Source organism: Negadavirga shengliensis (genome assembly GCF_042652345.1).
GTDB classification, from domain to species: domain Bacteria; phylum Bacteroidota; class Bacteroidia; order Cytophagales; family Cyclobacteriaceae; genus Negadavirga; species Negadavirga shengliensis.
In genome coordinates this window covers 499,884-526,771 of sequence record NZ_JBHSJJ010000004.1, presented here as the reverse complement: position 1 = coordinate 526,771, position 26,888 = coordinate 499,884, and the positions used below count along the sequence as shown (strand labels likewise).

General features: G+C 44.5%; 23 protein-coding genes. 9 read left to right on the top strand and 14 right to left on the bottom strand.

All coding sequences use genetic code 11. From position 1 onward, the window contains the following. The first annotated feature begins 100 nt into the window (after positions 1-100). A complete protein-coding gene (locus tag ACFPFU_RS09865; protein ID WP_377063989.1) occupies positions 101-1,048 on the top strand; it encodes a phytanoyl-CoA dioxygenase family protein in 948 nt (315 codons plus the stop codon). Positions 1,049-1,115: 67 nt separating this feature from the next. Here the strand turns inward: ACFPFU_RS09865 and ACFPFU_RS09860 are convergent, their stop codons facing one another. The 7 genes from ACFPFU_RS09860 to ACFPFU_RS09830 form a co-directional block, all read right to left on the bottom strand. Continuing rightward, complete coding sequence (locus ACFPFU_RS09860) at positions 1,116-2,222, bottom strand: hypothetical protein (RefSeq protein ID WP_377063987.1); 1,107 nt, start codon at positions 2,220-2,222, stop codon at positions 1,116-1,118. 356 nt (positions 2,223-2,578) lie between these two features. After that, positions 2,579-4,753, bottom strand: a complete 2,175-nt coding sequence (locus ACFPFU_RS09855; RefSeq protein WP_377063985.1) for a DUF5916 domain-containing protein — start codon at positions 4,751-4,753, stop codon at positions 2,579-2,581. A 290-nt stretch (positions 4,754-5,043) separates the two neighbouring features. Continuing rightward, positions 5,044-5,769 carry a hypothetical protein gene (locus tag ACFPFU_RS09850; protein ID WP_377063984.1) on the bottom strand — a complete coding sequence of 242 codons (726 nt, stop codon included), beginning with the start codon at positions 5,767-5,769 and terminating at the stop codon, positions 5,044-5,046. A gap of 4 nt (positions 5,770-5,773) precedes the next feature. After that, the gene (locus ACFPFU_RS09845; protein ID WP_377063982.1) at positions 5,774-6,514 is read right to left on the bottom strand and encodes a hypothetical protein; all 741 of its coding nucleotides are present in this window, start codon (positions 6,512-6,514) and stop codon (positions 5,774-5,776) included. 4 nt (positions 6,515-6,518) lie between these two features. Next, positions 6,519-7,232 (bottom strand): hypothetical protein, encoded by a 714-nt coding sequence (locus tag ACFPFU_RS09840; protein ID WP_377063980.1) that lies wholly within the window; start codon positions 7,230-7,232, stop codon positions 6,519-6,521. 345 nt (positions 7,233-7,577) lie between these two features. Beyond that, positions 7,578-8,777 (bottom strand): Gfo/Idh/MocA family protein, encoded by a 1,200-nt coding sequence (locus ACFPFU_RS09835; protein WP_377063979.1) that lies wholly within the window; start codon positions 8,775-8,777, stop codon positions 7,578-7,580. A 37-nt stretch (positions 8,778-8,814) separates the two neighbouring features. Then, positions 8,815-9,678, bottom strand: coding sequence for a phytanoyl-CoA dioxygenase family protein (locus ACFPFU_RS09830; RefSeq protein WP_377063977.1), 864 nt, complete (start codon positions 9,676-9,678; stop codon positions 8,815-8,817). Between the two features lie 351 nt (positions 9,679-10,029). On the opposite strand from ACFPFU_RS09830, the gene ACFPFU_RS09825 reads away from it, so the two are divergent. Further along, positions 10,030-10,734, top strand: coding sequence for a hypothetical protein (locus tag ACFPFU_RS09825; protein ID WP_377063975.1), 705 nt, complete (start codon positions 10,030-10,032; stop codon positions 10,732-10,734). Positions 10,735-10,845: 111 nt separating this feature from the next. Beyond that, entirely contained in the window at positions 10,846-12,048 is a 1,203-nt protein-coding gene (lhgO, locus tag ACFPFU_RS09820) for an L-2-hydroxyglutarate oxidase (RefSeq protein WP_377063973.1), read from the top strand. Here lhgO and ACFPFU_RS09815 read toward each other — a convergent pair. The 5 genes from ACFPFU_RS09815 to ACFPFU_RS09795 form a co-directional block, all read right to left on the bottom strand. After that, positions 12,042-12,455, bottom strand: a complete 414-nt coding sequence (locus tag ACFPFU_RS09815; RefSeq protein ID WP_377063971.1) for a response regulator — start codon at positions 12,453-12,455, stop codon at positions 12,042-12,044. The genes lhgO and ACFPFU_RS09815 overlap by 7 nt on opposite strands. 8 nt (positions 12,456-12,463) lie before the next feature. After that, positions 12,464-16,462: a CheR family methyltransferase gene (locus ACFPFU_RS09810; RefSeq protein WP_377063969.1), complete on the bottom strand. Its 3,999-nt coding sequence runs from the start codon at positions 16,460-16,462 to the stop codon at positions 12,464-12,466. Between the two features lie 194 nt (positions 16,463-16,656). After that, the gene (locus tag ACFPFU_RS09805) at positions 16,657-17,628 is read right to left on the bottom strand and encodes a YheT family hydrolase (RefSeq protein ID WP_377063967.1); all 972 of its coding nucleotides are present in this window, start codon (positions 17,626-17,628) and stop codon (positions 16,657-16,659) included. Between the two features lie 12 nt (positions 17,629-17,640). Further along, the gene (locus ACFPFU_RS09800) at positions 17,641-17,994 is read right to left on the bottom strand and encodes a hypothetical protein (RefSeq protein ID WP_377063965.1); all 354 of its coding nucleotides are present in this window, start codon (positions 17,992-17,994) and stop codon (positions 17,641-17,643) included. Positions 17,995-17,996: 2 nt separating this feature from the next. Then, the gene (locus tag ACFPFU_RS09795; protein WP_377063963.1) at positions 17,997-19,208 is read right to left on the bottom strand and encodes a BaiN/RdsA family NAD(P)/FAD-dependent oxidoreductase; all 1,212 of its coding nucleotides are present in this window, start codon (positions 19,206-19,208) and stop codon (positions 17,997-17,999) included. Between the two features lie 69 nt (positions 19,209-19,277). On the opposite strand from ACFPFU_RS09795, the gene ACFPFU_RS09790 reads away from it, so the two are divergent. After that, positions 19,278-20,258 (top strand): DNA/RNA non-specific endonuclease, encoded by a 981-nt coding sequence (locus tag ACFPFU_RS09790; RefSeq protein ID WP_377063961.1) that lies wholly within the window; start codon positions 19,278-19,280, stop codon positions 20,256-20,258. Further along, positions 20,239-20,988 (top strand): tetratricopeptide repeat protein, encoded by a 750-nt coding sequence (locus ACFPFU_RS09785; RefSeq protein WP_377063959.1) that lies wholly within the window; start codon positions 20,239-20,241, stop codon positions 20,986-20,988. The genes ACFPFU_RS09790 and ACFPFU_RS09785 overlap by 20 nt, the downstream gene beginning before the upstream one ends. A gap of 48 nt (positions 20,989-21,036) precedes the next feature. Here the strand turns inward: ACFPFU_RS09785 and ACFPFU_RS09780 are convergent, their stop codons facing one another. Further along, positions 21,037-21,639: a tetratricopeptide repeat protein gene (locus ACFPFU_RS09780; RefSeq protein WP_377063958.1), complete on the bottom strand. Its 603-nt coding sequence runs from the start codon at positions 21,637-21,639 to the stop codon at positions 21,037-21,039. A gap of 13 nt (positions 21,640-21,652) precedes the next feature. Further along, positions 21,653-22,468 (bottom strand): 2,3,4,5-tetrahydropyridine-2,6-dicarboxylate N-succinyltransferase, encoded by an 816-nt coding sequence (locus ACFPFU_RS09775; protein ID WP_377063956.1) that lies wholly within the window; start codon positions 22,466-22,468, stop codon positions 21,653-21,655. Between the two features lie 45 nt (positions 22,469-22,513). Between ACFPFU_RS09775 and ACFPFU_RS09770 the strand changes: the two genes are divergently transcribed. The 4 genes from ACFPFU_RS09770 (at position 22,514) to mnmE (ending at position 26,570) form a co-directional block, all read left to right on the top strand. Then, the gene (locus ACFPFU_RS09770; RefSeq protein WP_377063954.1) at positions 22,514-23,638 is read left to right on the top strand and encodes a glycosyltransferase; all 1,125 of its coding nucleotides are present in this window, start codon (positions 22,514-22,516) and stop codon (positions 23,636-23,638) included. 267 nt (positions 23,639-23,905) lie between these two features. Next, positions 23,906-24,574: a metal-dependent transcriptional regulator gene (locus ACFPFU_RS09765; protein ID WP_377063952.1), complete on the top strand. Its 669-nt coding sequence runs from the start codon at positions 23,906-23,908 to the stop codon at positions 24,572-24,574. 163 nt (positions 24,575-24,737) lie between these two features. Then, positions 24,738-25,187: a thioredoxin family protein gene (locus tag ACFPFU_RS09760; protein WP_377063950.1), complete on the top strand. Its 450-nt coding sequence runs from the start codon at positions 24,738-24,740 to the stop codon at positions 25,185-25,187. Further along, positions 25,188-26,570, top strand: coding sequence for a tRNA uridine-5-carboxymethylaminomethyl(34) synthesis GTPase MnmE (gene mnmE, locus ACFPFU_RS09755; RefSeq protein ID WP_377063948.1), 1,383 nt, complete (start codon positions 25,188-25,190; stop codon positions 26,568-26,570). Positions 26,571-26,888: the final 318 nt, after the last annotated feature.

Here is a 26,888-nt window from a genome sequence, read left to right as displayed (position 1 = left end):
CGACAAAAGTGATTTTCCTGCACCTTAGCCTGTAGATTTTGGTGATTTGTAGATAAAGTTGTAAATTAAGAAGATCAGCAAACAACCACTATAACTAACCATGGCAGCCAATAAATATCATCAGGAGATACCCGGAAACCCCTCTACGGCAACTTCCAGTAGAAAAAAATTAAACGACCGCTCCAACGGTAAGCCGCTTAAAGTACTGTCAGATGAAGATTGGGAGTTTTGGATCCAAAACGGGTATGTAATCATCAAGCATGCTGTTCCCCGGGACTATACCGGCCGGCTTGCGGATTTACTATGGGAATTTGAAGAGAAAGATCCCAACGATAAAAGTACTTGGTACCCTCCTGGCGGGGTAGAGATGAAAATGAAGGAACTGACCAACAGCGGCATGGTGGAAATCTACCATCATCAATATTTATGGGACATCAGGCAGTATCCAAAGGTTTATGATACATTTACCGACATTTGGGGCATCGACGAGCTTTGGGTCACCATAGACCGGGCCAACCTCAATCTTCCTGTACAGCCTGACTTTGAATTCGAAGGGTTTATCCACTGGGATTATGATCCCGAAACCAGGCCCCAAAATGTCCAGGGGTTAGTCGCTTTAAATGACCAGATGGATCCCAAGCAGGGCGGCTTCCAATGTGTGCCGGAATTGTACCGTTGCTATGACACCTGGAAAAAAGACCAGCCGGAAGACAGGGACCGTTTCAAGCCGGACATCACAGGATTTGATCTGACCAAAGTCTTGTTGGAAGAAGGAGACCTGCTAATATTCAACAGCACCCTCCCCCATGGGATCAGGCCAAATCACAGTGAAAATAAAGTCAGGATGGCCCAATATATTTCCATGATGCCGGCTGAAGAGGACAATGAAGAGATGAGGCAATGGAGAATAAAATCCTGGAAAGAAAGACTCCCTCCCGAGGGCTTTGCCTTCCCGGGGGATCCCAGAAAGTGGGAACAAACCAAATACCCTGTAGCTGAACTAAGTCCCTTGGGCAAAAAGCTGCTGGGACTGGATCGCTGGGAGTGATGTTGCATCAGCCCTTAATTACTTGGATTTCAATGTCAAGACCCTGACCTACATAAAAGTAATGGTCTTACTGGTATTGAATATAGATGGGCTTGGGATAGAGCTTTAGAATTTCTCCGGGTTGCATCAACTCTGGCCAGCGGCTGTCCCGTGTATCCTGTCGGTAAAACAATTTGAATCCGGTAAACTGAACGGGCTCTCCGGCTATAAAACGCTGGTAGGTATTGATCTTTTTGGCGGGGAATCCGAACCCGTCCATGTTCATAACAATCTGAACTTCCGGCAGGGTTTCGATTTTTTTATAGTCCGTTACCATCGCTTTGGTAAAACGGTGCACGATCAGGATCTTGGGAGGTAAACCGTACTCCCTTACCAGGCCTGCCAGGTATCCGGAAACATAGTTGATATCCGCAGCATCGAACGTCCCAATGGCGCTGCCAGGTACCTGTCCCCGTTTCATGGAATATTCAGGATCTATCCCTATATGCACGTGTGGCAGCAACAGGTAATTTTCCAGCAAAGGTATCTCTTCCTGTAGCGTACTGTGGCCCACCTGTATGTCCAGAAAGACCAGTGCTTCGATTTCCTTTGCGATTTCCAATACCCGATCGATCTGGCTGGAAGGCATTCTTAGCCGGTATCTGCCTCCTGCACCGGGGGCTGGCTGCGCCGTGACAGCTACGTAGTGTAATGCGGGCTGCACGGGTGTAAAAGGATCAGCATCCTCCCAGCTTTTCACTTCTTCCTGGAGTTTGGCCAACATTTCATCGGGAGACAAGGCTCCCAATATCCCCATCCCCGGTGAATACAGATTACCATAGTAGGCCACAATCCTTTTAAAGGGCAGGACAGCATCAGGTAAAGGAAAAGGGGTTTCCACTGGCCATCCCCCCGACGGCCTGTCATGAACAAGATGCAAGATCATCCGGTTATATAAAGCCGTATCCAACAGAACTGTATCCGCCGCAGGGTAGAGAACTTTGAAGGGTGGACTTTCCTGCATTGCCGGCCAAACAGGATGGTCAGATTGGTGTGCTTTTGCAGGGATAAGACCCGTTTTACTCATCCAAAGAAAAGCAGCAAGCGAAATAACCGGTAGAAGAAATCCCAGAGATGACCTTTTTTCTGACTTCCCGACAGGTGTAGGGGTGTTATTTTTAGATTGATCTTTCATTTTTGAAGAAGTTGACCACACTCCTGCCGCTTCCTATAGGCTGGAATTGCCGGGGTGTTTCTGGCTGGTCCGATGGTCTTTGAGTTAAAAATAGATAAGAAGAATGTCACAAAATATAACCGGCATCATGGCATTTTAAGATTCTGGTTACCTTATGTATTTTAGTGAGGTGTGGATAAAAGTCAGGAGTGGATAAAAAATCGTCGATATTTCCGTCAATTTACATTTGACATGACACTACCTTATTGCTTGGCTATTTTTGCTGTGGGAATTTGAGGAGACTACACGTATGACAAAAATACCTGAGATGCACCCCCCAGTGGTCTTGATTCTTCTTTCTGAATTCTTGTTGCTTTTTACATGGTCCACCAGTAGGTGAATTTCAATGCCAGGGTCCTGTTCTTCACATAAAACGGAGCCGGTAAATAATTATCGGTGAATACGAGAAACAGGTCGGATGCCGGTTTAAAACGCCATTGGAACCTGGTGTTGAGGTTGATGTTGTCTATCTGTTCGTTGTACTGGACAAATGCGGTCAAAAAGATCGTATTGGTGAATGTCACATCCAGCCGCGGTCCCACCAACCAAAAGGTGGTCTTGCCCCAAGGCTTGGGCAGGTGGATTTCATTATAGTTGGCATTCATGGTGATGCCTACATAGGGCTGGAACCGGTACCCCATTTCTCCCACAAAATTAAATCGGTCTCCATCCGCGTAGTACCCCCCGAATTGAGAGGAAAGGGAATAAGTGAACAGGCTTTGGGGTTTGGAAATATACTCCGCTCCAAAGGTCCTCCAATTGTGGTCCGTATGGGTGGCCAGAGTATCCCCGCTGAAGTTGGTAGGATCAAAGGGTTGCTGGAGAAGTATCCGGTCGTGTCCGGTCCAGACGGTCAGATCGCTTTGGCTTCTGAACCTGACGGTATAAGCCAACATGCTGATATTATCAGTTTGCTCTAGGTCCATATTGTAAAAAAGGGAGGTAGTGATTTGCGGACCGTGTCTTAAGATTTTCTTGCTTTTTGGGAAAAACAGGTAGGCAACACTCGGATTGATCCTGTAGTACCCCGTCCGCGGCACATAACCTACCTCTGCGGTATAATTGGGGGAAACGTATTCATGTTTCCACTCCCAGGTAAGGTTGCCGCTGGAATACCTCAGGTTAGCCGCATGAATACCGTTATGACCTGATTTATCCGGGCTGAAGGATTTCAGGAAAAGCGCTTTGCCAGTCCATAGGTTATTGGAGGAGGCCAGGTTATATTCCAACCCCACATTGCGGTTGAACTGGGAATATTGCGGTGCTCCGGGCTCCTGGGACGGGTCATAATCCAAGGAAGTCTTGTTGACAAATATAGCGCCTATATTGGACCTTTGGCCCACCCGCCGCTGCAGGGCCACCACGCTGAAATTCTGGGCGGGAAGGCCGGTTTCTTCCACCCGGCCGGTTTGCATGTTCATGGCGCCTATCCGCCAATCCCGGTTGATCTTTCCACTAAGCCGGGCCCCAAACTGTATGGGGGCATCCAGCCCTATCCTCCGCGAAAAGAAGGGCCTGATGGTTTCATAACCAAAATTGGCGAACAGATCCCCGTTTTCCAGGAAAAACTGCCTCCTTTCGGGAAAAAAAAGTTCAAACCGGTCCAGGTTGGTAATCTGCCTGTCCACCTCTACCTGTGAAAAGTCGGGATTCACCGTAAGATCAAGGTTCAGGGAAGAACTTAGGGCCACTTTGGCATCCACTCCTACCCTGTTTTGATAATTGGTTTCCGTACCCCCTTCGAAATCCCTTACTCTTCCTCCCATGACATAGGGGATCACGGACACATTCGCTCCGGCTTCCGGCGGCGCCTCGTCCCAAACCAGCACACCGGTATAAGCAAGCGAGGCGGAGGGAAACTGACGGGGCACGGGCGCCCAGCTGGATTTTTCAGTGGTTTTTAAATCCAGCCGGCTGAAATTGATGCCCCATTCTTTGATGCCTTTTTTATAGCGGATGCTTTTGAAGGGGATGGCCGCCTCAAAAACCCACTTGTCATCGTAATTCTGAACCTTGGAAACCCATTTGTTGTCCCAACTCAGGTCCACTTTACCGCCTTCGAACATGATACCGTCCCATTGTGCCCCCGCTGCATTGGCACCGAATGAAAAGCCGTTTGTCTGGTCATCAAACGTATCCATGAACAGGAGGAAATTATCGTTCTTTCCAAAGACAAAATCCCTCCTCAGGGATTCTACATAGTAGGGTCCCGGCACGGCATGGTGATTGATCACCAACAGGTACAGGTTTTCATCATCATAGGTCATCCTTACCTCCGTTTCCACCTGCGAATAGCTGGTATCCATGGGCAAAATCATATAAAAATCTTTGGCCACATCCGCATCAAGCCATGCCTGTTCGTCCACCACCCCATCTATCATAATGGGGGATTCCGCTTTCTGGATGTGTAACCGGTAAGAACGGTTGATTTTCTGGCCAAAAGCCACGCCATATAGAAGGAACAACAAACCCAAGGTCAATGCAGATCGCATATTCAATGCTTATTTCACTACAGGTTTTAAAAATAATTCTAAAACCCATCGTTTTGTTTGTAAATTTTAGACAAATGACAATATAAATCCAAAAATAATTTATCTGGCAAATTGTCTACAAATATAATCCCGTTGATCAAAAATTACTCAGGCTGTTAGATTTTGTTACAGGCGGTTGTGGTCAAGATATAGAGCAAGGGTTTGAAGGCAAGTCCGGAAGAAATCAGTAACCTGAGCCGTGGAAATTTATCAGATCCATGGACCAAGCCGGGGAGAAAAAGGGACTGCCATCAAAAGCGGTAATTCAAAAATATTCCCGTATAGGGCTGGAACCGGATGCCGTTTTCTTTTATGGTATGTCCACCTGTTGACTGCAGCTGGTACCTGGCGCCCTCATCCAGTGCTTTTGTGGAATCTTCAATTGTAATTCTTTGGCGCCCGAGGGAACTGACCAGGCGGAATTCCGTGCTGAACAGCAGCCGGGGCGACAGGGAGAACCGGATACCCGCCAGAGGCGACAGGGCCAGCCGGTCAATGTGATGGTAGTTATCCCTTTTTTCCCAAAAAGAAATATCCGTTGCCGCATCCCAGCCCATCCTTTCATGAAGGATATGCCGGCGGTCCTGGCTGCCTTCCAGTTCCAGCCCGTAATACCACTGCCATTTCCTGTTGATGGCCTTTAGCCATTCGTGCCCGATGGCCAGGCCGTACTTGCCTAGCCGGTCCATGTCCGTGGTGGTGAATTCCACCTTCCTGGACCTGCTTAAATTGCCGTAAACCCTTAACCTCAACATCCTGTCGGTTTTTATTTTCCGACGTAACAGGATCTCAAAAGGGGACCTTATGCTTTGGTCCATCCACCTGTCAAAGGCAAAATAGGTGTTGATCCCCAGCTCATATTTACCCAAGGAATCGGGAACAAAAACCGGGGCTTCATCCTGCTTGGGATGGTTTTGGGAAAATGCATGGATACAGCCCATCAAGGCAAAAAACGTGATGATTACCGTTCGTTTCATGTGGTTAAAATTCAAGGTTAATAAAAATTCCCGAATAAGGCTGGAAATTCAATTTCCAGCTTGTTATGTTATATCTGCCCCAAGAACCAGGCATGGAATCATTTGGAGTTTCAATTGGGGCAATAAACGAATCCGAAGTAAACTTGAGCTTTTCATAGAAAATTTCCAGCCGCATTTCAAGCGAAACAAACACGCCAGATAATGGATTATAGGTGAAACCTGCTATAGGCAAAACACCAATCCTACGCGTTTTCTCAAAGTCCGTTCTCTTCACAAAAAAATCCCCGATTGATGTGTTATTGATGAAATGTCTTGTAACGTTGTCGTTATTCACTCCCATTTCCAGTTCCCCTCCATAATAATAACCGAATCGGTTGCCAAGAGGCCGGTGCCATTCGTATCCTAACGCCAAAGCCAAATGGGATTGATGGATTTTCCGCCTTTCCTGCTCATCATTTCTGTCGGTATTGGTCAGCATGCCTTTTAGCCGGGCACGTAGCGCCTGGTTGTTTTTCGTGCCTTTCCTCCATAATATTTCCATCGGGGTAAAGGTGCTCTGGTCCAGCAATCCGTCTATCGCGAACTGGGTGTTGATGCCCAAACTGTAGGTGTTCCTGTCAGGAAAAATCCGGTGCTCTCCCGGGGACGTTTTACCTTGCTGGCATAAAGCGGATGCACTGAAACCTGTAAGAAAAATGATTGATAAAAAGTATCTTGCCAGCAATAATGGATAAGTCTTTTTCACACGTTTAAAATTTTATGTTAATATAAACTCCTGTATATGGTCTCATGTTCAATTTAAAAATATGAACATCAAATTTTCCATATGATCCAATGACGTAATCGTCTGGATTTTCGAAAAGAGCATATGAGAATTCGGAATATTTTTCAATTGTATGATAATTTATTTCCAGTTTAAATTCAGAAGATATATATAACTTCGGAGATAGTTGGTATGTGAAGCCAACAAAAGGAAGTATAATAAAGTGATTGGTTTTAGTAGATTCTTTTCTTTTTGTATGAAATTCGCCAATTTCAAAGTCTATATAATTCCTTACCGAATCCTGGTACTGAACGCCCATTTCCAATTCCATCCCATAATAATAACCGAATCGGTTGCCAAGAGGCCGGTGCCATTCGTACCCTAACGCCAGGGCCAATTGGGATTGATGGGTTTTCCGCCTTTCCTGCTCATCATTTCTGTCGGTATTGGCCAGCATGCCTTTTATCCTGGTCCTGAAAGCCTGGTTGCTTTTCATGCCCTTCCTCCATAATATTTCCACCGGGGTAAAGGTGCTCTGGTCCAGCAATCCGTCTATCGCGAACTGGGTGTTGATGCCCAAGCTGTAGGTGTTCCTGTCAGGAAAAAGCCGGTGCTCTCCCGGGGAAGCCTTACCTTGCTGGCATAAAGCGGATGCACTGAAACCCACTAAAAAAACGATGGTTAAAAAATACCTTATCATTTTCTTTTTTTAAGAAAAATAGAAGAAGAAAAATTAATTTCCTAATGATTTAATATATGAATTTTTAAATATATTATAATAATATTTTAACAATATGACTTTATAATTAAATCTTTATTCCTTAAACTACAATTGTATTATTACTGTCTTTTTTGATACGGTTCCGATGGGCGGGATGGAAACAGGTAGATGAAAAACAGAGCGGATTGGATTTAGGGGAAAAACCATCTGCGGTCATTTGTAAAATTCCTGGGTGGAGTGGATGGACGGGGACCGGATTGATTTTTCCCTGCCCTTTAGGGGCCGGGGGTAAAACCTGACAAAGCAGGGTTAGTGATGGCTTTGTTATTCGCTGGCCTGCTTTACTTTCTGGATCACCTCTCCCGTGGCGATATGCTTCAAAATCAGCTTTTCATCTCCGTTGGGCAGGACCTCCCTTTTGATCAGGTAATGCGCATCATCGTACTTTTGTCTGCCATCTGCCGCCGTTTCCCCGGTTTTTCCCCGCCAGTCTTCCAAAACCACCGGCTCCCATTGCCGGGTTTCCGCGGAGAGCAGGGCCGCATCCAAAATAGCGTTGACCACATAACCGTCGTAGAAGGTTTCCAACGGTTCCCTGCCCGACTCCAGTGCATCGAACATGTCGGTAAACATATGCGGATAGCCCAATTCATGGGCCTCATCCCCTACCGGAAACAGCCAACCGGAATCTGATTCCGCCTTTTCGGCCACATAGCCCGTTCCTTTTCCCGTGGTAAACATCTCAAAACCCGTCCTCAAAAAGCTGTTGAGCCAGATGGTGCCCTCTGTGCCCATCACCTCATCCCGCAGGTCCATTCCCCCTCTGAAGGTCCAGCTGACCTCGAACTGCCCTATGGCCCCATTGGCATACCTGACCAGGCCTATGGCATGGTCTTCCGCATCGATGGGGTGTACCTGCGTATCCGCCCAGCACATGACTTCCAGGGGCTTCACATCCTTTCCGATAAAGTTTCTGCCTATCTCCACGCAATGGCAGCCCAGGTCGATGATGGCCCCGCCCCCGGACTTTTCCTTGTCCCAGAACCAATCGCTGTGCGGCCCGGGATGGGCTTCCCGGGACTTTGTCCACAGTATTTTTCCCAGACTCCCGCCTTGGATGCTCTTTACCGATTTCAAAAATTTAGGCGTATAACAGAGGTCTTCCAGGTATCCGCCGAACACCCCCGCTTTTTCCACTGCCTCAAGCATCGTTTTGGCCTCTTTGGCATTTCTTCCCAAAGGCTTGGTGCACAACACATGCTTGCCTGCACCGGCGCAGGCCAGTACAGCCTCCTCATGCTGGTGATTGGGCAGGGCAATGATGACCACTTCTACCTCCGGATGGTTTACCGCTTCCTCCATATCCGTGGTATGGGCTGGCAATCCATAATCCTTGGCAAAACGCGCGGCATTATTTTCATTACGGGAATACACTACATGAATGGTATCCTCTCTTCTTTGGGCATGTAAGGTATCGGTATAAAAACGGGCTATAAAGCCCGAACCCAGCATGGCTATTTTCATGGTTTTCTGGTTTTATTGTAGATGGTAATATAGTCGCTTAGTTGACTTTGACGTCTCCTTCCCAGCCGGTATCCTTCAGCGCGGGATCGTTTTCTTTTTTCAAAAAGTCGGCGTTGGAGAGTGATTCGTATTCCCATTCCAAAATGGCTTCATTGGGAACGGTCTGTAAGGGCACTTTCCAGGCGGTGGAAGTTTCCTTGTAGGCAATATTGGCCTGGGTGTTGTAACAGGCGATAATGGACCACCTGGGATGATCAGATAAGTTGGCCGCCGATCTGTGCAGGAGGTTGCTGTGGAAAAACAAGGCGTCCCCCGGTTCCAGTTCACAGTAAACCAGGTCCATGGTTTTGAGGGCATTGTCGACCATCTCCATGTCCGCCCCCACCTGTTCACCGGCAAAGCCGTGGTTTACCCGGCCCATTTTATGCGAGCCTTTGATGACCTGCAGGCATCCGTTTTCCCGGTTGGCTTCAGTAAGGGCCACCATGACGCTCATGACCTGGTCAGGAAACATAAACTGGTTTTTGTACCAATAGCCGTAATCCTGATGCCATTCCCAGGCGCCGCCCACTTTGGGTTCTTTTTGCATCAATTTGGAGTGGAAATGACAGACGGGAGACTCCCCTCCCATCAACTGCCCCACAGCATGTACCATTTTCTCACTGCGGACCAGGTACCCGAAGGGGTCATTGCCGGGAGTAAACCACAGGGATAGCCTGGTTTTTTTGCCCGTTTGGTCATTCAGATCCAAGGCATTTTTGCCCATCGCCTCATCCTCCAACGCGATTTTATACAACTTCTCTGTTTCTGCTTTTGAGCAGAAGCCTTTCACGAGCACATAGCCATCCTGATGATAATGATGTAGCTGCCCGTCCGACAGGGGCTTATTTTGGGATACCATAACTGAATTATTCTATTTACCTTAAAAGTAATCAAAACCGCTTGACATATAAAACCTTCCGATTGTTTTCTTCTATATAAATCCGTAGGATGGTTTTTGAAAAGCCCATAAGGGTGCCCGCACCAAGCCCCGCGAGCGCCCCGCCTGAAACCATAAGGGCCTCTGTCCTACGGGGACAAGTTCGGGGGAAATTCAAGCCAATTTTTGCCTTTTATCCCTGAAGGGAAATTGGGCTGCATTTTTGAAGATGACAAAACAAAGTTAGTATTTGATTTTAAAGGTTTTTTGTCATTTTCGCAAAGGAAAATTTATTAACCGACATAGTAGTGATATTGGTAAGGAGAATCCCGTATGCAAACGACACACCAGTTAATTTCCTCTGAAGACTCCCTCTCTTTTTTAAGATGGGCACAGGCGGAAAAGTATGGAATCGAATATCAATCGGAAAAGCATCAATTGGCATTTACCGGGACGGAAAAGAACAAGGCCTTTCTTAGGCTTCCTATTCAAACCGTTTATTTTGAGGAAAATGCTGCCTTGACGGAAACCGAGAAGCATTGGGTGATACTGTTGGTCAGAGCGGGTGCTGCGTCGATAGGCTATTTTGAAAACGGCGATACCATCGATCACAAAACCTTCCATGCCTATATGGTGCGGAAAAAACAGGGGAAAAGCCAGGTCAAGTACCTGAACACCAAAGGAAAATCCAGGGCCGGTTCCCGGGTACGGCTGGCGTCCACGGAGATCTTTTTCAAAGAAATCGGTCAGCGCCTTGATGAATACTTAGAGCAGTACTATATAGACCATATTTGTATAGCCTGTGCGAAAACCCTTTGGCCGTTCTTATTCAATCCAAAAGTATCCCGGCTTTCCAAGGCTGATCCCAGGATAATGGGCGTTCCCAAACATGTCCAGCACCCTACTTTTGAATCCCTTCTGGAAGTCAACAGGTTCATGCAAATGGGTGAACTCAAATGGGATGGCCAAAATCCAGATATCAAACGTTTTTTTTCCGGTTCGGAGGAAAAACCACTTGACGAAAATGATGACTGGTAACAATCGGGACCGGCTGCGGATTTTACCATCAAAATCCCTTCGGGCTTTATTCGGGAGGCCTTGAAATAAGATTTACATTGCTATATTTACGCTTTTATTTATCACAGTCACATGTTATACGACATAGTCATCATAGGTGGGGGAATCGTGGGGCTTGCTACGGCCATGAAGCTGAAAAGTAAAAAGCCCGCGTTAAAAATAGCTGTTCTTGAAAAAGAAAACGGACTGGCCATGCATCAGACCGGTAACAACAGCGGAGTAATCCATTCCGGACTCTACTATAAGCCCGGAAGCTTAAAAGCTGTCAACTGCATCAACGGGTACAAGCAGCTCCTAAGGTTCTGTGAAGAGGAAGGTATACCCTATGAGATCACCGGAAAGGTAGTGGTGGCCACGCGAAAAGAGCAACTGCCGCTTTTATATGGGCTTCTGGAAAGAGGACTTCAGAATGGTCTGGAGGGCAGCAAGTCGATTACCATGGATGAGCTGAAGGAATATGAACCCTATTGCCAGGGAGTGGGTGCCCTACATATTCCCCAGACGGGCATAATCGATTTTAAAAAGGTAGCGCAGGCTTATGCCCGAAAATTCCAAGAGGCCGGAGGTGAAGTTTTTTCAGGACATAAAGTGCTGGATATTAACGAGATAAACAACACGATTTCAATCGATACTACCCGTGGGGATTTTGAATGCAGGCTGATGATCAATTGTGCGGGTCTTTATTCTGATAAGATCGCGGAAATGCATGGCAAGCAGCCCTCTCAGGTTCGGATCATCCCTTTCAGGGGAGAGTATTACAAAATCAAAAAGGAAAGGGAATATTTGGTCAGAAACCTGATTTACCCGGTGCCGGATCCTAATTTTCCTTTTCTTGGTGTCCATTTTACCCGGATGATGAAAGGCGGTGTGGAAGCCGGGCCCAATGCGGTGATGGCTTTCCGCAAAGAAGGGTACAAAAAAACCGATTTTGATCTGAAGGAATTTATGGCTTCTATTTCCTGGCCCGGGTTGAGAAAAGTGGCTTCAAAATATTGGAAGACCGGCTTGGGTGAATACAGGCGTTCGTTTTCGAAAAAGGCATTTGCAGCTGCTCTTCAGGAATTGATTCCGGACATCCAGGAATCCGATCTGGTGGATGGTGGAGCGGGTGTGCGCGCCCAGGCGTGTGACAAAGAAGGCGGGTTGTTGGATGATTTTGTGATACAGGAGCGGAAAGGTGCCATTCATGTGATCAATGCGCCATCCCCGGCTGCTACCAGCGCGCTTTCTATCGGTGATACCATCGGTGAACTCGCCCTAAAAAGACTTCAGTGACAATGATACTTCCAGAATCCTACCGCTGATTGAATCACATTGTTGTAATCCCGGGTACTTATTGGTTTTACCAGATAAGCGTTGGCCCCTTTTTCCAAGGCAATCTGAAAATCCTCAAGATTACTACTGGTAGAAAACATGATCACCGGTGTACTGAACATTTCCATATCTTTTCTGATCAGATCCAAGACTTCAAATCCACTGATTTTAGGCATGTTGATATCCAGAAGGATGATCAAATCATCCAGGTGTAGTTCTCCCCGGCTGACCTTATCAATAAACTCCAGTGCTTCTTCGGGAGAAATAAAGCTGGAAAAATCAACGGCTTCTTTGAGTTTTTTGCTGGCGTTTTTCACCATCATAATATCGACCTGGCTGTCATCGATCATTACCAAACTGATGGCCATAATTCTTTTTATTGTTTTACTTTGGGGAATGTCAACACAAACGTGGTACCCGAGTTAAAGGTAGATTCCACGCCAATTTCTCCTCCATGCTGCTCCATGATCTGTTTGCATATGTATAATCCGAGGCCTGATCCTTCCACTTTGGAATGATTGGTGAGCCTGGAAAAAACTTTAAATAATTTGGGCATATCTTCCCTTTTAATCCCTTTCCCATTGTCCTTGACTTTGATCTGATAATGGTGCTCCGTTTCATTTGAATTCACTTCGATCAAGGGACGGCTTTGCCTTCTGTATTTGATGGCATTGCTAAAAAGATTTTGGAAAAGCCGGACCAGCAATTGCTCATAACCGATTATTTTCGGTATACTGCTGATGTTGAATTCGGCATAGTTTTCTTCTATGATTACTTTAAGATTGCCGACTGCCACATTGATGATATGATCGAGATCTACCACTTTCAGCTCCTCCTTGATTTCGCCGGTCTTGGAATAATCCAATAAACCGTTGATCAGATGAAGCATTCTGTTTCCTGATTCGATGGCCATATCCAATATCATCTTCCCTTCCTCGTCCAACTTGTCACCGTAATCTTCTTTGATAAGGTCGATTATACTGGTGATTCCCCTGACGGGTTCCTTGAGATCATGGGAAGCCATGTGCGCGAATTGCCTCAATTCGTTGTTGATGATACCCAATTGGATATTTTTCTCCTCTAACTGGCGGTTTATCCTCAAAAATCTTTCATCCATTTCCTTCCTAAAACTGATGTCACTCTGAAGGGCAAAAAAACCTTTCAGTTCCTTTGTGTTATTGTAAAACGGCTGACATTGCACCCTGACCCAAAACTTCTCTTTCTTTTTGGTATAGTAAACCACCTCAACATCATATCCTTTTTTTTGCCTGATCCCCTCCGCCATTACTTCAACGACATGAGGATCCGTTTCGTCCCCGTGGAGCAGATCATCCGGTATTTCTCCGATGCACTCTTCCAAAGAATACCCGGTTCTTTTGCCAAATGATTCATTTACCCAGGTTATTTTGCCTTCGGTGTCGGTCAAAATCACACTGTTTTCACTTTCCCTGACGATATTGGAGAGCAGATCAAGCTCCTCCTGATAGGCTACAGTGGAAGTGATATCACGGGAGGTGATCAAAAGCTTTATCGCCTTGCCATTGCTGTCCGTAATACATTTTATGTTTGATTCCAACCATTTGTGGTTACGATTCACATCTTTATATCTGTATCGAATCGGGTGGCTTGCTTTGTTTGCTTTGGCCAGTTCAAAATAATCCAGTAATTTTTCCATGTCTTCTTCATGCACCCGTTCAAAAAAGTCCTTTTTGATCAGTTGTTCTTCCAGGCAGCCGGTGAGTTCCTTACAACTTGGTGAGACATATTCATAGGTGTTGTTCATGTCTAAAATACTTATGAAATCACTGGAATGCAACGCTATCATCCTGAAGAGGTCTTCCTGTTCGCTGATTTTCTTTCTTGCCGTTAAGAGCGTTTCTTCGAGTTCCTCAAGCTGTTTCTGATTGGATTTGATCTCTGTAATATCAAAAAAAGAAAGCACGATACCCTTTATCTTATTTTTGTAGGTTCTGAAAGGCGTTATTTTTAAGATATAAACATGACCGCCCGCCCCTTTGACGACAACCTCCTTACTGCTAAGGTTTTCACGCACCTCGTTTATATTGTTTATTATATCTTCCGTGCTTATCGTTGTGGCGAAATCTGTTATGGGTCTTCCGATGTCCCCATCGGTTATGTTTAGAATTTTCCTTATGGATTTGGTGTGTCTTCGGATGTATAAGTTCTCATCCAGGAAAAGGATGGCAATGTCGGAACTGTTGAGAAGGTTGTTCAGATCATCATTCAATAAAGATAGTTCTTCCACTTTCTCCTGGTATTCGGCATTCACCGTGTACAACTCTTCGTTTACCGATTCAAGTTCTTCATTGCTGCTCTGAAGTTCTTCATTGGTGGACTGTAGTTCTTCATTGCTGGCTTCCAGCTCTTCGATGGTGTTCTGCAGATCTTCCCTTGTGGACTTAACCACTTCTTCAAGTTCCTGTATTTTGTAAATAGTGTCTTTATCCAAATCCAATCGCTTGATTTCAATCTGATCGGAATCGTTTGCTGTTGTTCCGTTATCTTCTTTGTTTTTAATTATTTCTACCATGAGCAAAGACTCATCATCATGGGGTAGTTTTAACGGACGTAGCTTAAGTGTATATAGCTCTCCTTCATCTTTGGATTCAAATTTGACACCCGGGATCTTGATATGACCTGCATGTTGCAGCACTTTGTTGGAACTTACATCCAGCGTATACCGAAGGTTATCGGGAACAATATCCAGTAGATTATAGGTAAATTCGCCCGGGGGAAAATTGAAGAGTTCCAGTACAGGCCCCACCGTATGCAGGATGCTGAATTTCTGATCACAAATTACAGAGTCCGGTACATACTTTTGAATCAAAGTAGAATTGAGTTTTTCTTTGGAAATTTTCTTTTTCTGGATTTGAACAACCTGATTCATATTTTCCATTGTTGGTAATCGATTGCTGATTCGTTTGCTATTTCTTTTAATCGCCGGGACTTCCGGGAGAGGAGTGCTTTGTTTGTTTAAAAACACCTTCCACTTTCTGTCCACTTCTATAAAATTTTCTTGCATATTTCCCAGGCTCTCGCTATTACCTAAGAACAGAAAACCACCATGCTTTAGACTATATCGAAAATACGTATATATTTTTTGTTGAATTTCGCTTTTAAGATAAATCAAAAAGTTCCTGCAACTTATCAAATCGATTTTACTGAAGGGAGGATCATCCAATACATTGTGCACTGAAAATACGATGGACTCCCTGATTTTTTTGCTGATTCTCAATTTTCCGTCCGGAAGGCTGACAAAAAACTTCTTTAATTTCTCTGAATCCAGTTCTTTTAATATGCCTGCATTATAAATCCCCATCCCAGCTATTTTGACCGCTTTCCGATCAATGTCTGTTCCAAAAATCACAACGGGATTAGCGATCTTTTTTTCCATGAGATATTCGTGCACCAGAATAGCTATGGAATACACCTCTTCTCCCGTCGAACAAGCGGGAACCCATATCCTAATAGGTTCTGTTGGGTTTTCTTTCTCACAGATTTTTGGTATGACTTCCTTTTGCAGAATTTCAAAAGCTTTTTCGTCCCTAAAGAATCTGGTGACACCTATGAACAGGTCATTGCACAAAAGGTTCGCCTCATCGGCAGATCTAATCAAATGCTCACAATATTCAGAAAAGGACCTTATTCCAAGAATCGACATCCTTCTTTCAATCCTTCTCAGTACAGTGGATTCTTTATAGGTTTTGAAATCGATTCCGGTCCGTTGTTGGAGGACGGTCAGTATTTCGTTAAAAAAAGCTTCCTTTTTATGGTGCTTTTTGTGAGGCACTGTTTCTATTCCTTTTACAAGCTTGATTGTTTTTGCGGCAAGTTTTTTTACGGGTAGGATCATGTCTACCGCACCGGTATAAATCGCGTTCTTTGGCATTCCGTCAAACTTAGCTTCATCGGGGTTTTGAACCATCGTAAAACCTCCCCCTTCTTTTATCCTTTTCATGCCGTCGGAGCCGTCGCTGCCCGTACCGGACAAAATGATTCCTATCACATCGTTGTTGCCGTGCGCTATAACAGATTCAAAAAAAGAACTTATCGGGAAACTCAGCCCCTTTGCAGGTTTGTCTTCGAGTTTAAAATGGAGGTTTTTACCTAAGTGAACGATTTTGTTGGGCGGGTTCAGATAAAGGACCCCTTCTTTGATCGGCTTGTCATCTTCTATGATTTCTATAGGAAGCAATGTATGCTTTTTCAACAGTTGGTCCATAAGGCTTTTGTGATGAGGCGCCAGATGTTGAATAATAACAAATGCGGCATTGGGAATTGGATTCAGATTTTTGAAAAAAATTTCCAATGGTTCCAAACCTCCCGCCGATGCACCTATAGCTATTATAATCATATTTTCCTATCAGAGAGACTTCTCTCCCATTACGCCTATCCTAAAAACCTTATACCCTAAAAACAAACTGACAACAATTTCAGAAAATATCAGACAGGTCGAACTGACACCGGACGATAAATAACCTGGTCAAATCCCGTTTTTGACCCCACATTGGGGAGATTAACAAGGAGTATGCCAAAAATGGATTTGAATTATAAATTTAATAGGCCGGCACAAAACTGAAACAGTCTGTATTCTACCCAGGTAAATTCAGAACCCAGCGTAAAACCTGTGTGCCCTCCCCTTTTTGGCATCTCCAAATAGACATGTCTGTGTTTTTCTGCTAACTGCACAGGATAGCAGGCTTTTCCCAGTAACGGATCGTTTAAGGCGTTGATAATCAATGTAGGTACTGTAATTAGGGACATCCAGTTGTCTGCACTGACGGACCTGTAGAAATCTTCTGCATCCTTAAAACCATGTAAAGGTGCCGTGAAATAAGTATCAAACTCCTCAAATCCATGCACCCGGCCCAGGCGCTCAAGATCAATTAAATCGGGATATTGCCCGGCCTTAAGTATGAGTTTTTTCTTAAGTTTTTTCAGGAACCTGTTTTTATAAAAGCTGTTGATTTTTAACCCCAAAGTGGAGGCACTAGAGGGCAAATTACAGGGAGTGGAATACACAGCTGCTCCTTTGATGGCCTCAGGGATATCCGCTGCTTCTTCGCCCAGATATTTCAACGTCTGGGCTCCTCCCATACTGATCCCGGCCAAAAACACGGATTGATAATCATTGTTTTTCAATACATGTTCGATCACTGTTTTAAGATCGTCAGAAGCTCCATGGTGATACAGGATGGGACGAAGATTTATTTCCCCACTGCAAGAACGGTTATTCCAGACCATCGCATCCATTTGCCTGCTGTTGAAAAGCTTTACAAGTCCTTTGGCATAGTGGCGGTTACTGCTTCCTTCCAAGCCATGAGAAATCAGAATAAGTGCTTCCCCTCCTACTCTTGACCAGTCCAAATCCAAAAAATCACCATCCGGCGTATGAATCCGCTCCCTAAGGTATTTTATCCCTTCTATTTTCCTGAACAGACTGGGTATGACCGTTTCAATGTGGCTATTCAGGTAGTATTTTGGGGGACCTGGGTATGTGGAATGGGAAATCAACGGCATTGTACAGATGGGTCATTCTTTGAGTTGCTCCCTTACTTCATCCATCAAATCATCAATGGCCTCAGCCAATTCCTGTTTATGCCAGTCCAGCTCCTGGTTAAGACCGTTATCAGAAAAAAGTTGTTTCCCGCGCCCCAACACCATACGCAACTTCTGCAAATCAAATAACCCCAAAGTAGGTTTTATCTTGTGCCTGGCTTGTTTGATGCGTTCCACGTCTTTCTCGTCAATTCCCCTAAGGTATTTTTCTTTTAGTTCCTGCGCCGCCAAAATGATCGCCTCGAGGAGCTGCTTTCGGAAGTCCGAATCACCTTCAACAATTTCCTCCACTTTTTGGAAATCTATGTTTTTGTGTTTTTTTTCCATAGTTAGTCATTTGATGCGTTTATACCTGCTAAGTACCCCGTAGTCCAGGCAGCCTGAAAATTGTAACCACCGGTTATCCCGTCCATGTTCAGAACTTCACCTGCAAAAAAAAGGCCCGGCACCATCCTGCTTTCCATAGTATGGGGATTTACTTCTTCTAAACAAACACCACCCGCTGTAACAAACTCTTCCTTAAAGGTGGTTTTTCCACATATATTTAATGGATACTTGAATAAATATTCAACCAATTTATTGACTTCTTTTTTACTGCTGTCACGCCAGGAAGCAGAGGCGGCTATTCCCGATTGCCCAACTAAAAACCCCCAAAGACGTGCCGGAAGATTAAACATTGGATTGGATGCAATTTTCTTTTTCGGATGCCCCTCCCGAAAGGCAAAGAGGTCTTGCCTAAGACCTTCTTCCGTAAAATCATGCCGCCACCGTATCAAGGCTACAGCCTTATAGGCTTTGTCATGCAAAAAAGCCGCACCAAATGCCGAAAGCTTAAGCACTGCAGGTCCACTGATTCCCCAATGGGTGATCAACAGTGGTCCCGAATAACTGAGTTTACTGCCTTCAAGCCGGATCATACTATCCGGCAGCGAAATTCCTTTAAGCTGGGTTATCGGCTCATCAGGTAAATTAAAGGTAAACAAGGAGGGAATGGGCGAAATGACGGAATGGCCAAGTTTACGGATAAAATCATAAGCCTCAGGCTTTGGACTGCCTCCCATGGATACAACCAGTTTATCGACCGTGTAACTTTTTTGGCCGGCCTCCAATTCGAAGGTCTGGTTTCTAAAAACAACAGCATCAATGGAATGATGTTTCAATATTTCCACTTTGTATTTCCGGCTTTCATTTACCAGCACTTCAATAATTGAAGCAGAATTATCCGACACCGGAAACACCCTGCCGTCCGGCTCAATTTTCAATTGGACACCCCTGTCTTCGAACCAAGTGATCGTATCTTTCACATTAAAATGCTGGAACGACTTTTTTAAAAACTTGTTACCCCTCGGGTACCCCTTTATCAAATTTGAAATCTCATAACAGTCATTGGTGACATTACATCTCCCACCCCCGGAAACCTTTACTTTGGAAAGTATTTTGGAGGTTTTTTCGAATATAATAACTTTATGGCCCGAGACTGCAGCGTGGATGGCAGCAAAGAATCCAGCAGCACCACCGCCAATGACTCCGATTTTATTCATAGAAAATTACAAAATGGTATTTTAACCGTTTAGTAATAAAATCAAAATTATCCATTTTAAGAGAAAAATATGCCTACTAAACGGCAAAATAAGAAAATAAAAGTTAAAAAAGGTAAAAAAATATCATTTTTCATCTTTATAGGTTTGGTGCTTCTCATTCCTCTGTTGGCTGTATACAGTGTCAAAGAGTTGCAAAAATACCTGAACACCGAAACGACCCTTCATTCAGCTCACCTTGCTTTCTCCACAGGAGATAATGCTGTAGCCAATACCCCTTTTACTGAAAATGCCCCTGGTTTACCTGCCCAAAAAACGGACGATCCGTTCCTTTACTGGATGGATTCCCTTACCCAACTCAAAGATTTTATTGTCCCCACCATTTTGTCCGTGTCAACCGAAGGTGCCCAGTTGATAGACCACCGGTGCTTTATGCTGTTGTACGACGAAGAGTCGGAGCAGGCGCAGTGGGTAGCTCACCGGCTGGACAAAAGCATGCTGTCAGGCAATCATAAGAGGAGGAATAATAATTTTAAAACCGACCCCAACATCATCGCGGGTTCTGCGCATCCCAACGACTACCTGCATTCCGGTTTTGACCGGGGTCATTTGGCTCCTGCGGGGGATTTTGTATATTCAAGTGAGGCAATGGAAAGCAGTTTTTACATGAGCAATATCTCTCCGCAAAACCCTTCATTTAACAGGGGGGTTTGGAAAAAACTTGAAGAACAAATCCGGTCTTGGGCCAAAGAGCATGGATCTCTCGTGGTGGTTACCGGGCCAATTATAGAGGCGCACGCACCGCATATTGGCCAAAATAAGGTAAGGGTACCGGATTATTTCTATAAGGTAATATTAGATATCCATCCACCTGAGTACAAAATGATAGCTTTTTTGTTAAAAAATGAAAAATCAAATGCTCCTTTATTGGAATATGCAATAACAGTAGATAGTTTAGAGCGATTTTCGGGGATAGACTTTTTTCCTATGCTACCCGACAGTCTCGAAAACAGGTTAGAAAGCAGTACGGACTATGACAGTTGGTTTAAGTAAAAATATTCATGTAGGCATTTTGGTCGCTCTTCTATTTTGTCTGCAGCATACAGCCGCCTGGTGTCAGGCAAGGCCCAGCCTTGGAGGAACCAGCAGGATGATGAACAATGCCCTTACGGCTATGGAACAGGGGGATTATGAGAAGGCCAACCGCCACTTTAGGGAAATCATCAACAGCAATACAGCGATCCCCCCGGAAATGCCCTATCATTTTGCCGCCACACTTTATCATTTGGGACAGTATGACAACAGCGCCAATTTTATAAAGAAATACCTCGATCTCAACGGATATAACGGAGAGCATTATGAACAGGCAAAAGAGCTGGAGAAAAAATTGGAAGTTCACCTAAATGAAATAAGGGCCTGCAATTATTGCGACAACAGAGGTTATCGATATACCACGTGTACCACCTGTGATGGTAAAAAACAGATAGAACAGGCATGCAGTCTTTGCAAAGGTCAAGGTGTCATAGGATGCAGCAGGTGTGTTGGAAAGGGGTTGGTCACAAAGAAAAACGTTTTCAATATCGTGGAATATTTTGAGTGTGAGCGGTGCTCTGGAGAAGGAAGACTCCCCTGTTCAAAATGTGAGGGAAAGCTTATCGAATTTGATGACTGCAGGGTCTGCCAAGCAAAAGGCTTAATCCCTTCCGAAAAAATCTGTGATCATCAGGAAAACGGCCCCCTGTCATTCAGGACAGGTTTTAAAAATCCTTTTCACCGGCATTGAAAATAATTAGGACTGCCTGAAGTAACAACCGCAGACAGCCCTTTTATTTTATTGGCAATAATTGTTCAAACTTTCCTGCGCCATTTCAAATTTATTATTGAGGGCCTTTCTGAAATCATCACAGGCCTGGTTTGTTTTGTCCGTAGCCACCTTCAGCATTCCCCTGTAATAGTAAGCCTGTCCATAATTCGGATTCATTTTGATAGCCGCATTGTATTCTCTCATGGCTTCGTCGGCATTGCCGAGCTGGTGCAACGAACGGCCTTTGAGGAAATAGGCCATGGCCGGTGCGCCAGAAATCTCCACCGCATTATCCGCATACATCAGCGCACTTTCCGGTTTTTTCATTTTATGGTACAGGTTGGAGAGGCTTAAAAGGATCTGGACATTTTTTTTATCAAGTTCAAGTGCCTTTTTGAAGCTTTCTTCCGCTTCTTCAAAATTTCCAAGTTCCTCATGGGCTCTGCCTTTGTTGTACAGCACCTTTATGTCTTTGGGCCTGCTTTGCAGGAATTTTTCATAGGACTGGATGGCCTCCTCATATTGTTCATTGTTGAAATATACATCTCCCTGAGAAGATTTGCTCTCTCCGCAGGAAATCAAAAATCCAAAAATGCCTATCCATACAAGAATATTTTTTGATAAATTCATAAATTATGTTTAATTAAACTGCCACGTTGTTTTCCCTCAGTGCCTCATTAAGAGAGGTCTTGAGGTCCGTCGAAGCTTTTCGCTGACCTATAATCAAGGCGCAGGGTACTTGGTAATCACCAGCTTTAAAGCTTTTGGTGATGGAACCGGGTATAACTACCGATCTCTCAGGAACATATCCTCTATATTCCTTAGCTTCATCTGAAGTCACATCAATGATTTTAGAACTGGCAGTGAGGGTGACACCGGCTCCTATTACCGCTTCCTTGCCTATCCGGACGCCTTCCACAATGATAGCTCTGGATCCGACAAAAGCTCCGTCCTCTATAATAACAGGCGCGGCTTGAATTGGTTCCAAAACCCCTCCGATTCCCACTCCTCCACTTAAGTGAACGTCTTTACCGATCTGCGCACAAGAACCTACCGTGGCCCATGTATCCACCATCGTGCCGCTATCGACATAAGCACCTATATTCACATAAGAAGGCATCATCACAACACCATTAGCAAGAAATGCGCCATATCTGGCAACCGCATGCGGCACCACTCTTACTCCCTGTTTGGCATAATTGGTTTTCAGCGCCATCTTATCATGAAACTCAAAGGGTCCGACTTCAACCGTTCTCATCTTTTGAATGGGGAAATAGAGAATTACAGCTTTTTTAACCCAATCATTTACTTTCCAGGAGCCGTCTTGGGAAGGTTCCGCTACCCTTAACGAACCATTATCCAAATCGGCAATTACGGTTTTAATGGCTATTTGTACATCTTTTTCATTCAACAGCGCCCTATTGTCCCAGGCTTTTTCTATGATATGCTGTAATTCCATAAATATTTATATTAGCTTAGTTTATATAGTTTGTTATTCTAAAATATGAGTCAGAAAACACCTGTCGTCATCGCTTCTGTCCTGAAACCTGTCAATGATCCCAGGATGCTGTTTAAACTGGCTTATTCATTGCGTGAAACAAATAAATACGACCTTAACATCATAGGTTTTTCTTCAAAAAAAACACCAAACCATGAAAATATAAGGTTCCATAGCGTTTTTTCAAAAAGCAGAAAGCATTTTACCAGAATCATGGTGTCTTTTAGGATGCTAAAGGTCCTTTTTAGAACCAGACCCCGGCTTATCATCGTCACCACTTATGAACTTTTACCGGCGGCAGTGTTAGGCAAACTGCTTCTCGGTTATAGGCTTGTGTATGATGTACAGGAAAATTACGGCAAAAACGTGATTTATAATAATACACTGCCCAAACCCTTGCGGAAACCGGCTGCTCTCTTTATCAGGGTTTGTGAAAAAACCGCCGGCCCCTTTGTGGATCACTACCTGTTTGCGGAAAAATGTTATGTTCAGGAATTCCCTCAGGTAAAAAATTACACCGTCATAGAAAATAAGTCAACGTGGCATTCCGATTCCTCTGTTCCCGTTCGTCTTAACCCTCACGCCCACATCCGGTTCCTTATTTCCGGGACCATCACAGAAGCATATGGTGTAAAGAAAGCCTTGCAATGGTTTCTGTCCCTATTAGGGGACTACCCTAATATTCGTTTGCATATCGTCGGTCATGCACCGGTCCCTTCTTTCAGAAATCAGGTAGAAGCCCTGGCGCGTTCCCATCAACAAATATCTTTGAATCTTTCGTCCGTCCCTATACCCCACGAGGTTTTAAGAAAATGCATGCAAAAAGCGGATGTGATGGTATTGCCTTATCTCCTGCTTCCCAGTATTAGGGACAAAGTCCCAACTAAATTATATGAGGCGCTTGCCCTGGGGAGACCCATTTTGATCAGCAAAAATCCAATATGGGAAAAAATGATCTGCTCCGGCCCTGCGGGTTTAGGGGTTGATTTTTCGGCCACCGGGAAAGCCAAAGACGTTATGGGAAACTTTTTGTCCAAAGTTTTTTACAAAACCCAACCCGAAAGCCCCGTCCTTTGGAAGCATGAAAAGGTCAAGTTTATTGAGCTGGTTGATCGGATTTTATTGCCCTGAAAAGGGATTGGTTTTTCCAAGATAGGATTTTTCTAAGAACCTCATTTCGGCTACACTTGACAGAAATGTTACCAAAAATTAATTCATAATTAATTGTAAATCAATGTATTGATAAAATATTAGATATGTCTAAATATAAATATAGATCAGCTTTAAAATGAACACACATAAAAAAATAAGTTATCCACACCATATTTAGGCATGAACGGATAATTTTTTTAGCTAAATCTAAATCAGTATATTTGGAAGGTCAACCGATTTTATTTTATGAAGCCGCTTACCAATGCAGAAGAGAATTATCTCAAAGCCATATACCATCTATCGGAGGGGGGGAAAAAAAACGTTTCCACCAATGAGATCGCCCATGAAATGAAAACCAAACCTGCCTCGGTCAGTGACATGCTCAAGAAGCTATCGGAAAAAGGGACTATTGGTTACAAAAAGTATTACGGAGTAGACATCACCCCCTCGGGGATCAGAATGGCGCTACACATCATTCGCAGACATCGTCTTTGGGAAGTGTTCCTGGTAGACAAACTTGGGTTCAGTTGGGACGAGGTGCATGAGGTGGCAGAAGAGCTGGAGCATGTCAAATCCCCCCTACTTGTCAGCAGGCTGGATGATTATCTCGGTTTTCCGAAATTTGATCCTCATGGGGATCCTATTCCTGACGAATTTGGGGACATCAAGACAAGGCCTAAAGCAGCATTAAGTGAGGTGCCCCTGCATCACCCGGGAAAAATTGTAGCAGTAAATGATTCCAGTGCTGCCTTTTTGAAATACCTGGACAAGGTGGGTGTATACATAGGGGCCAAAATCGAAGCATTGGAAAAGGTGGAGTTTGACGGCTCTTTGGAAGTCATGGTAGACAACCATAAAAAACTGTTTTTATCCAGGGAAGTGGCCATCAACATTATGGTACTATTGCACCCATAGCCTTATAATTAAAAACCGAAAAAACCTGCGGAAAATGCGGAAGGAACCGCAAATCGCCAATTTTGGTTAGATATTATCCGGTAATAACAGCGGACGGGTCTACAAGACTCAAAAAATTGCATTATATTTGATTTAAATAAGATTCAAAGAAAGAAGTATATCCATGAAAAGAGTCATATGGCTGCTGATGGTCATGTTCACGTATCAAGTGGCCACCGCGCAAGACAATAAAATCACCTGGTACAGCTTTGAAGAGGTCATTGATCTGGTGGAAAAAAATCCAAAGATGATTTTGATCGATGTCTATACAGACTGGTGCGGGTGGTGTAAAAAGATGGACAAAGACACGTTTACCGACAAAGAAGTGGTAGACTACGTCAACCATAATTTCTATGCTGTCAAATTAAATGCGGAAGACAAAAATAAGAAATTTGAATTCAGAGGCAAGGAATACAGCGAAGAGACCATGGCAAGGGCAATGCGGGTAAGCTCCTACCCCAATTTTGTCATTATGGATGCCGCAATGGAAAACATCACTCAATTGCCTGGCTACAGGGAACCCAAACCGTTTGTAGCTGCCCTCAATTCCTTGCTGGATAATTTCAAAAATTAAATGAGTTTTTCCCTTCAGGAGAAAGAAGATACGATCGTGGCCCTGGCCACTCCTCAGGGAGTCGGGGCCATTGCTGTTATCAGGCTGTCAGGAAAAGATGCCGTGCGCATCACCAAGAAGGTTTTCAAAGGAAAGGACCTGGAAGAACAGCCTTCGCATACCATTCATTTTGGCACCATCAGGGACGGCGACAGGATCATTGATGAAGTACTGGTTTCATTGTTTATAGCCCCGAGATCCTTTACAAAAGAAAATGTGGTGGAGATTTCCACCCATGGCTCCTCGTATATTGTCAGCCAGGTCATCAAGCTCCTTATCCGCCAGGGGGCCAGACCGGCCAAACCCGGGGAGTTCACCCAAAGGGCTTTCCTGAACGGCCAGTTTGATCTGGCTCAAGCGGAAGCAGTGGCAGACCTGATCCATTCCGATTCCGAAGCTTCCCATCAGGCCGCATTGAGCCAGATGCGGGGAGGTTTCAGTGATGAAATCAAATCCCTCCGGGAACAGCTTATCCATTTTGCCTCCATGATCGAGTTGGAGTTGGATTTCACAGAAGAAGATGTGGAATTTGCCAGCCGTAATGATCTCAAAGTTCTGGTGGAAAAGCTGTTGCGCGTGGTGGAACAATTGATCGGCAGCTTTGACCTGGGCAATGTGATCAAAAACGGAGTGCCCACGGTCATCGCCGGCAAACCGAATGCGGGGAAGTCCACGTTACTCAATGCCCTCCTCAACGAAGAAAAAGCCATTGTATCAGACATCGCCGGTACTACCCGGGATTTTATCGAAGACGAGATCAATATCGGCGGGGTGATCTTCCGTTTCATTGACACGGCCGGGCTCCGGGAAACCACCGATACCATAGAAGCCATCGGTGTCAGCCGTACCCAGGAGAAAATGAAGACCGCCTCCCTGATCCTGTACCTCTTTGACCTGAGTGATACGGATATGGTGGAGATCAACCGCGATGTCAATAAACTGGAAAATCTTGGGGTACCTTTTGTTAAAGTAGCCAATAAAACAGATAAGTCTAATAAATTATTTATCAGTGAGTTAAATAATAAACATCCTGATACAATTTTTATTTCGGCGGGTCTGAAGGAAAACCTGGACGCGCTCCGGAACAAGATATTGGAATTGGTGAATTTGGACAAGTTCAGGACGGGCAACACCATTGTAACCAATATCAGGCATTATGATTCACTCGTCAAAACCCGTGAATCGCTGCTCGATGTACTCCAGGGACTGGACGATCAGGTCACCAATGACTTTCTGGCGATGGACATCCGCCGCTCCCTCCACTACCTCGGCGAGATCACCGGCGAGATCACGACGGATGATTTGCTAGCTAATATTTTTAGTAAGTTCTGCATCGGGAAGTAAAGCCACTAAGCCCAACCTATGACAAAAACAAAATATTGGGACTTTTACAATTTCACTCGTGGCAGAACCTTTCCGCCCCATAATTCTGATGGTCTACGGCTTGTTATCTATCCCATTTTTCCTTAATAAGCCTGTAATCCATTGCTTTAATTTATTTTTGTCTAGGTACTTACGAATAATTATATTTTCGTTATATTTATACTTCAGACTTTTTTGGGTACATTGCTACAAGGGTAAAATAATCATCCGTATATTAATTATTACAGTTTTTGCGATAGATAAATACCAGCACGCATGTTATTTTTATAATTAGATAGT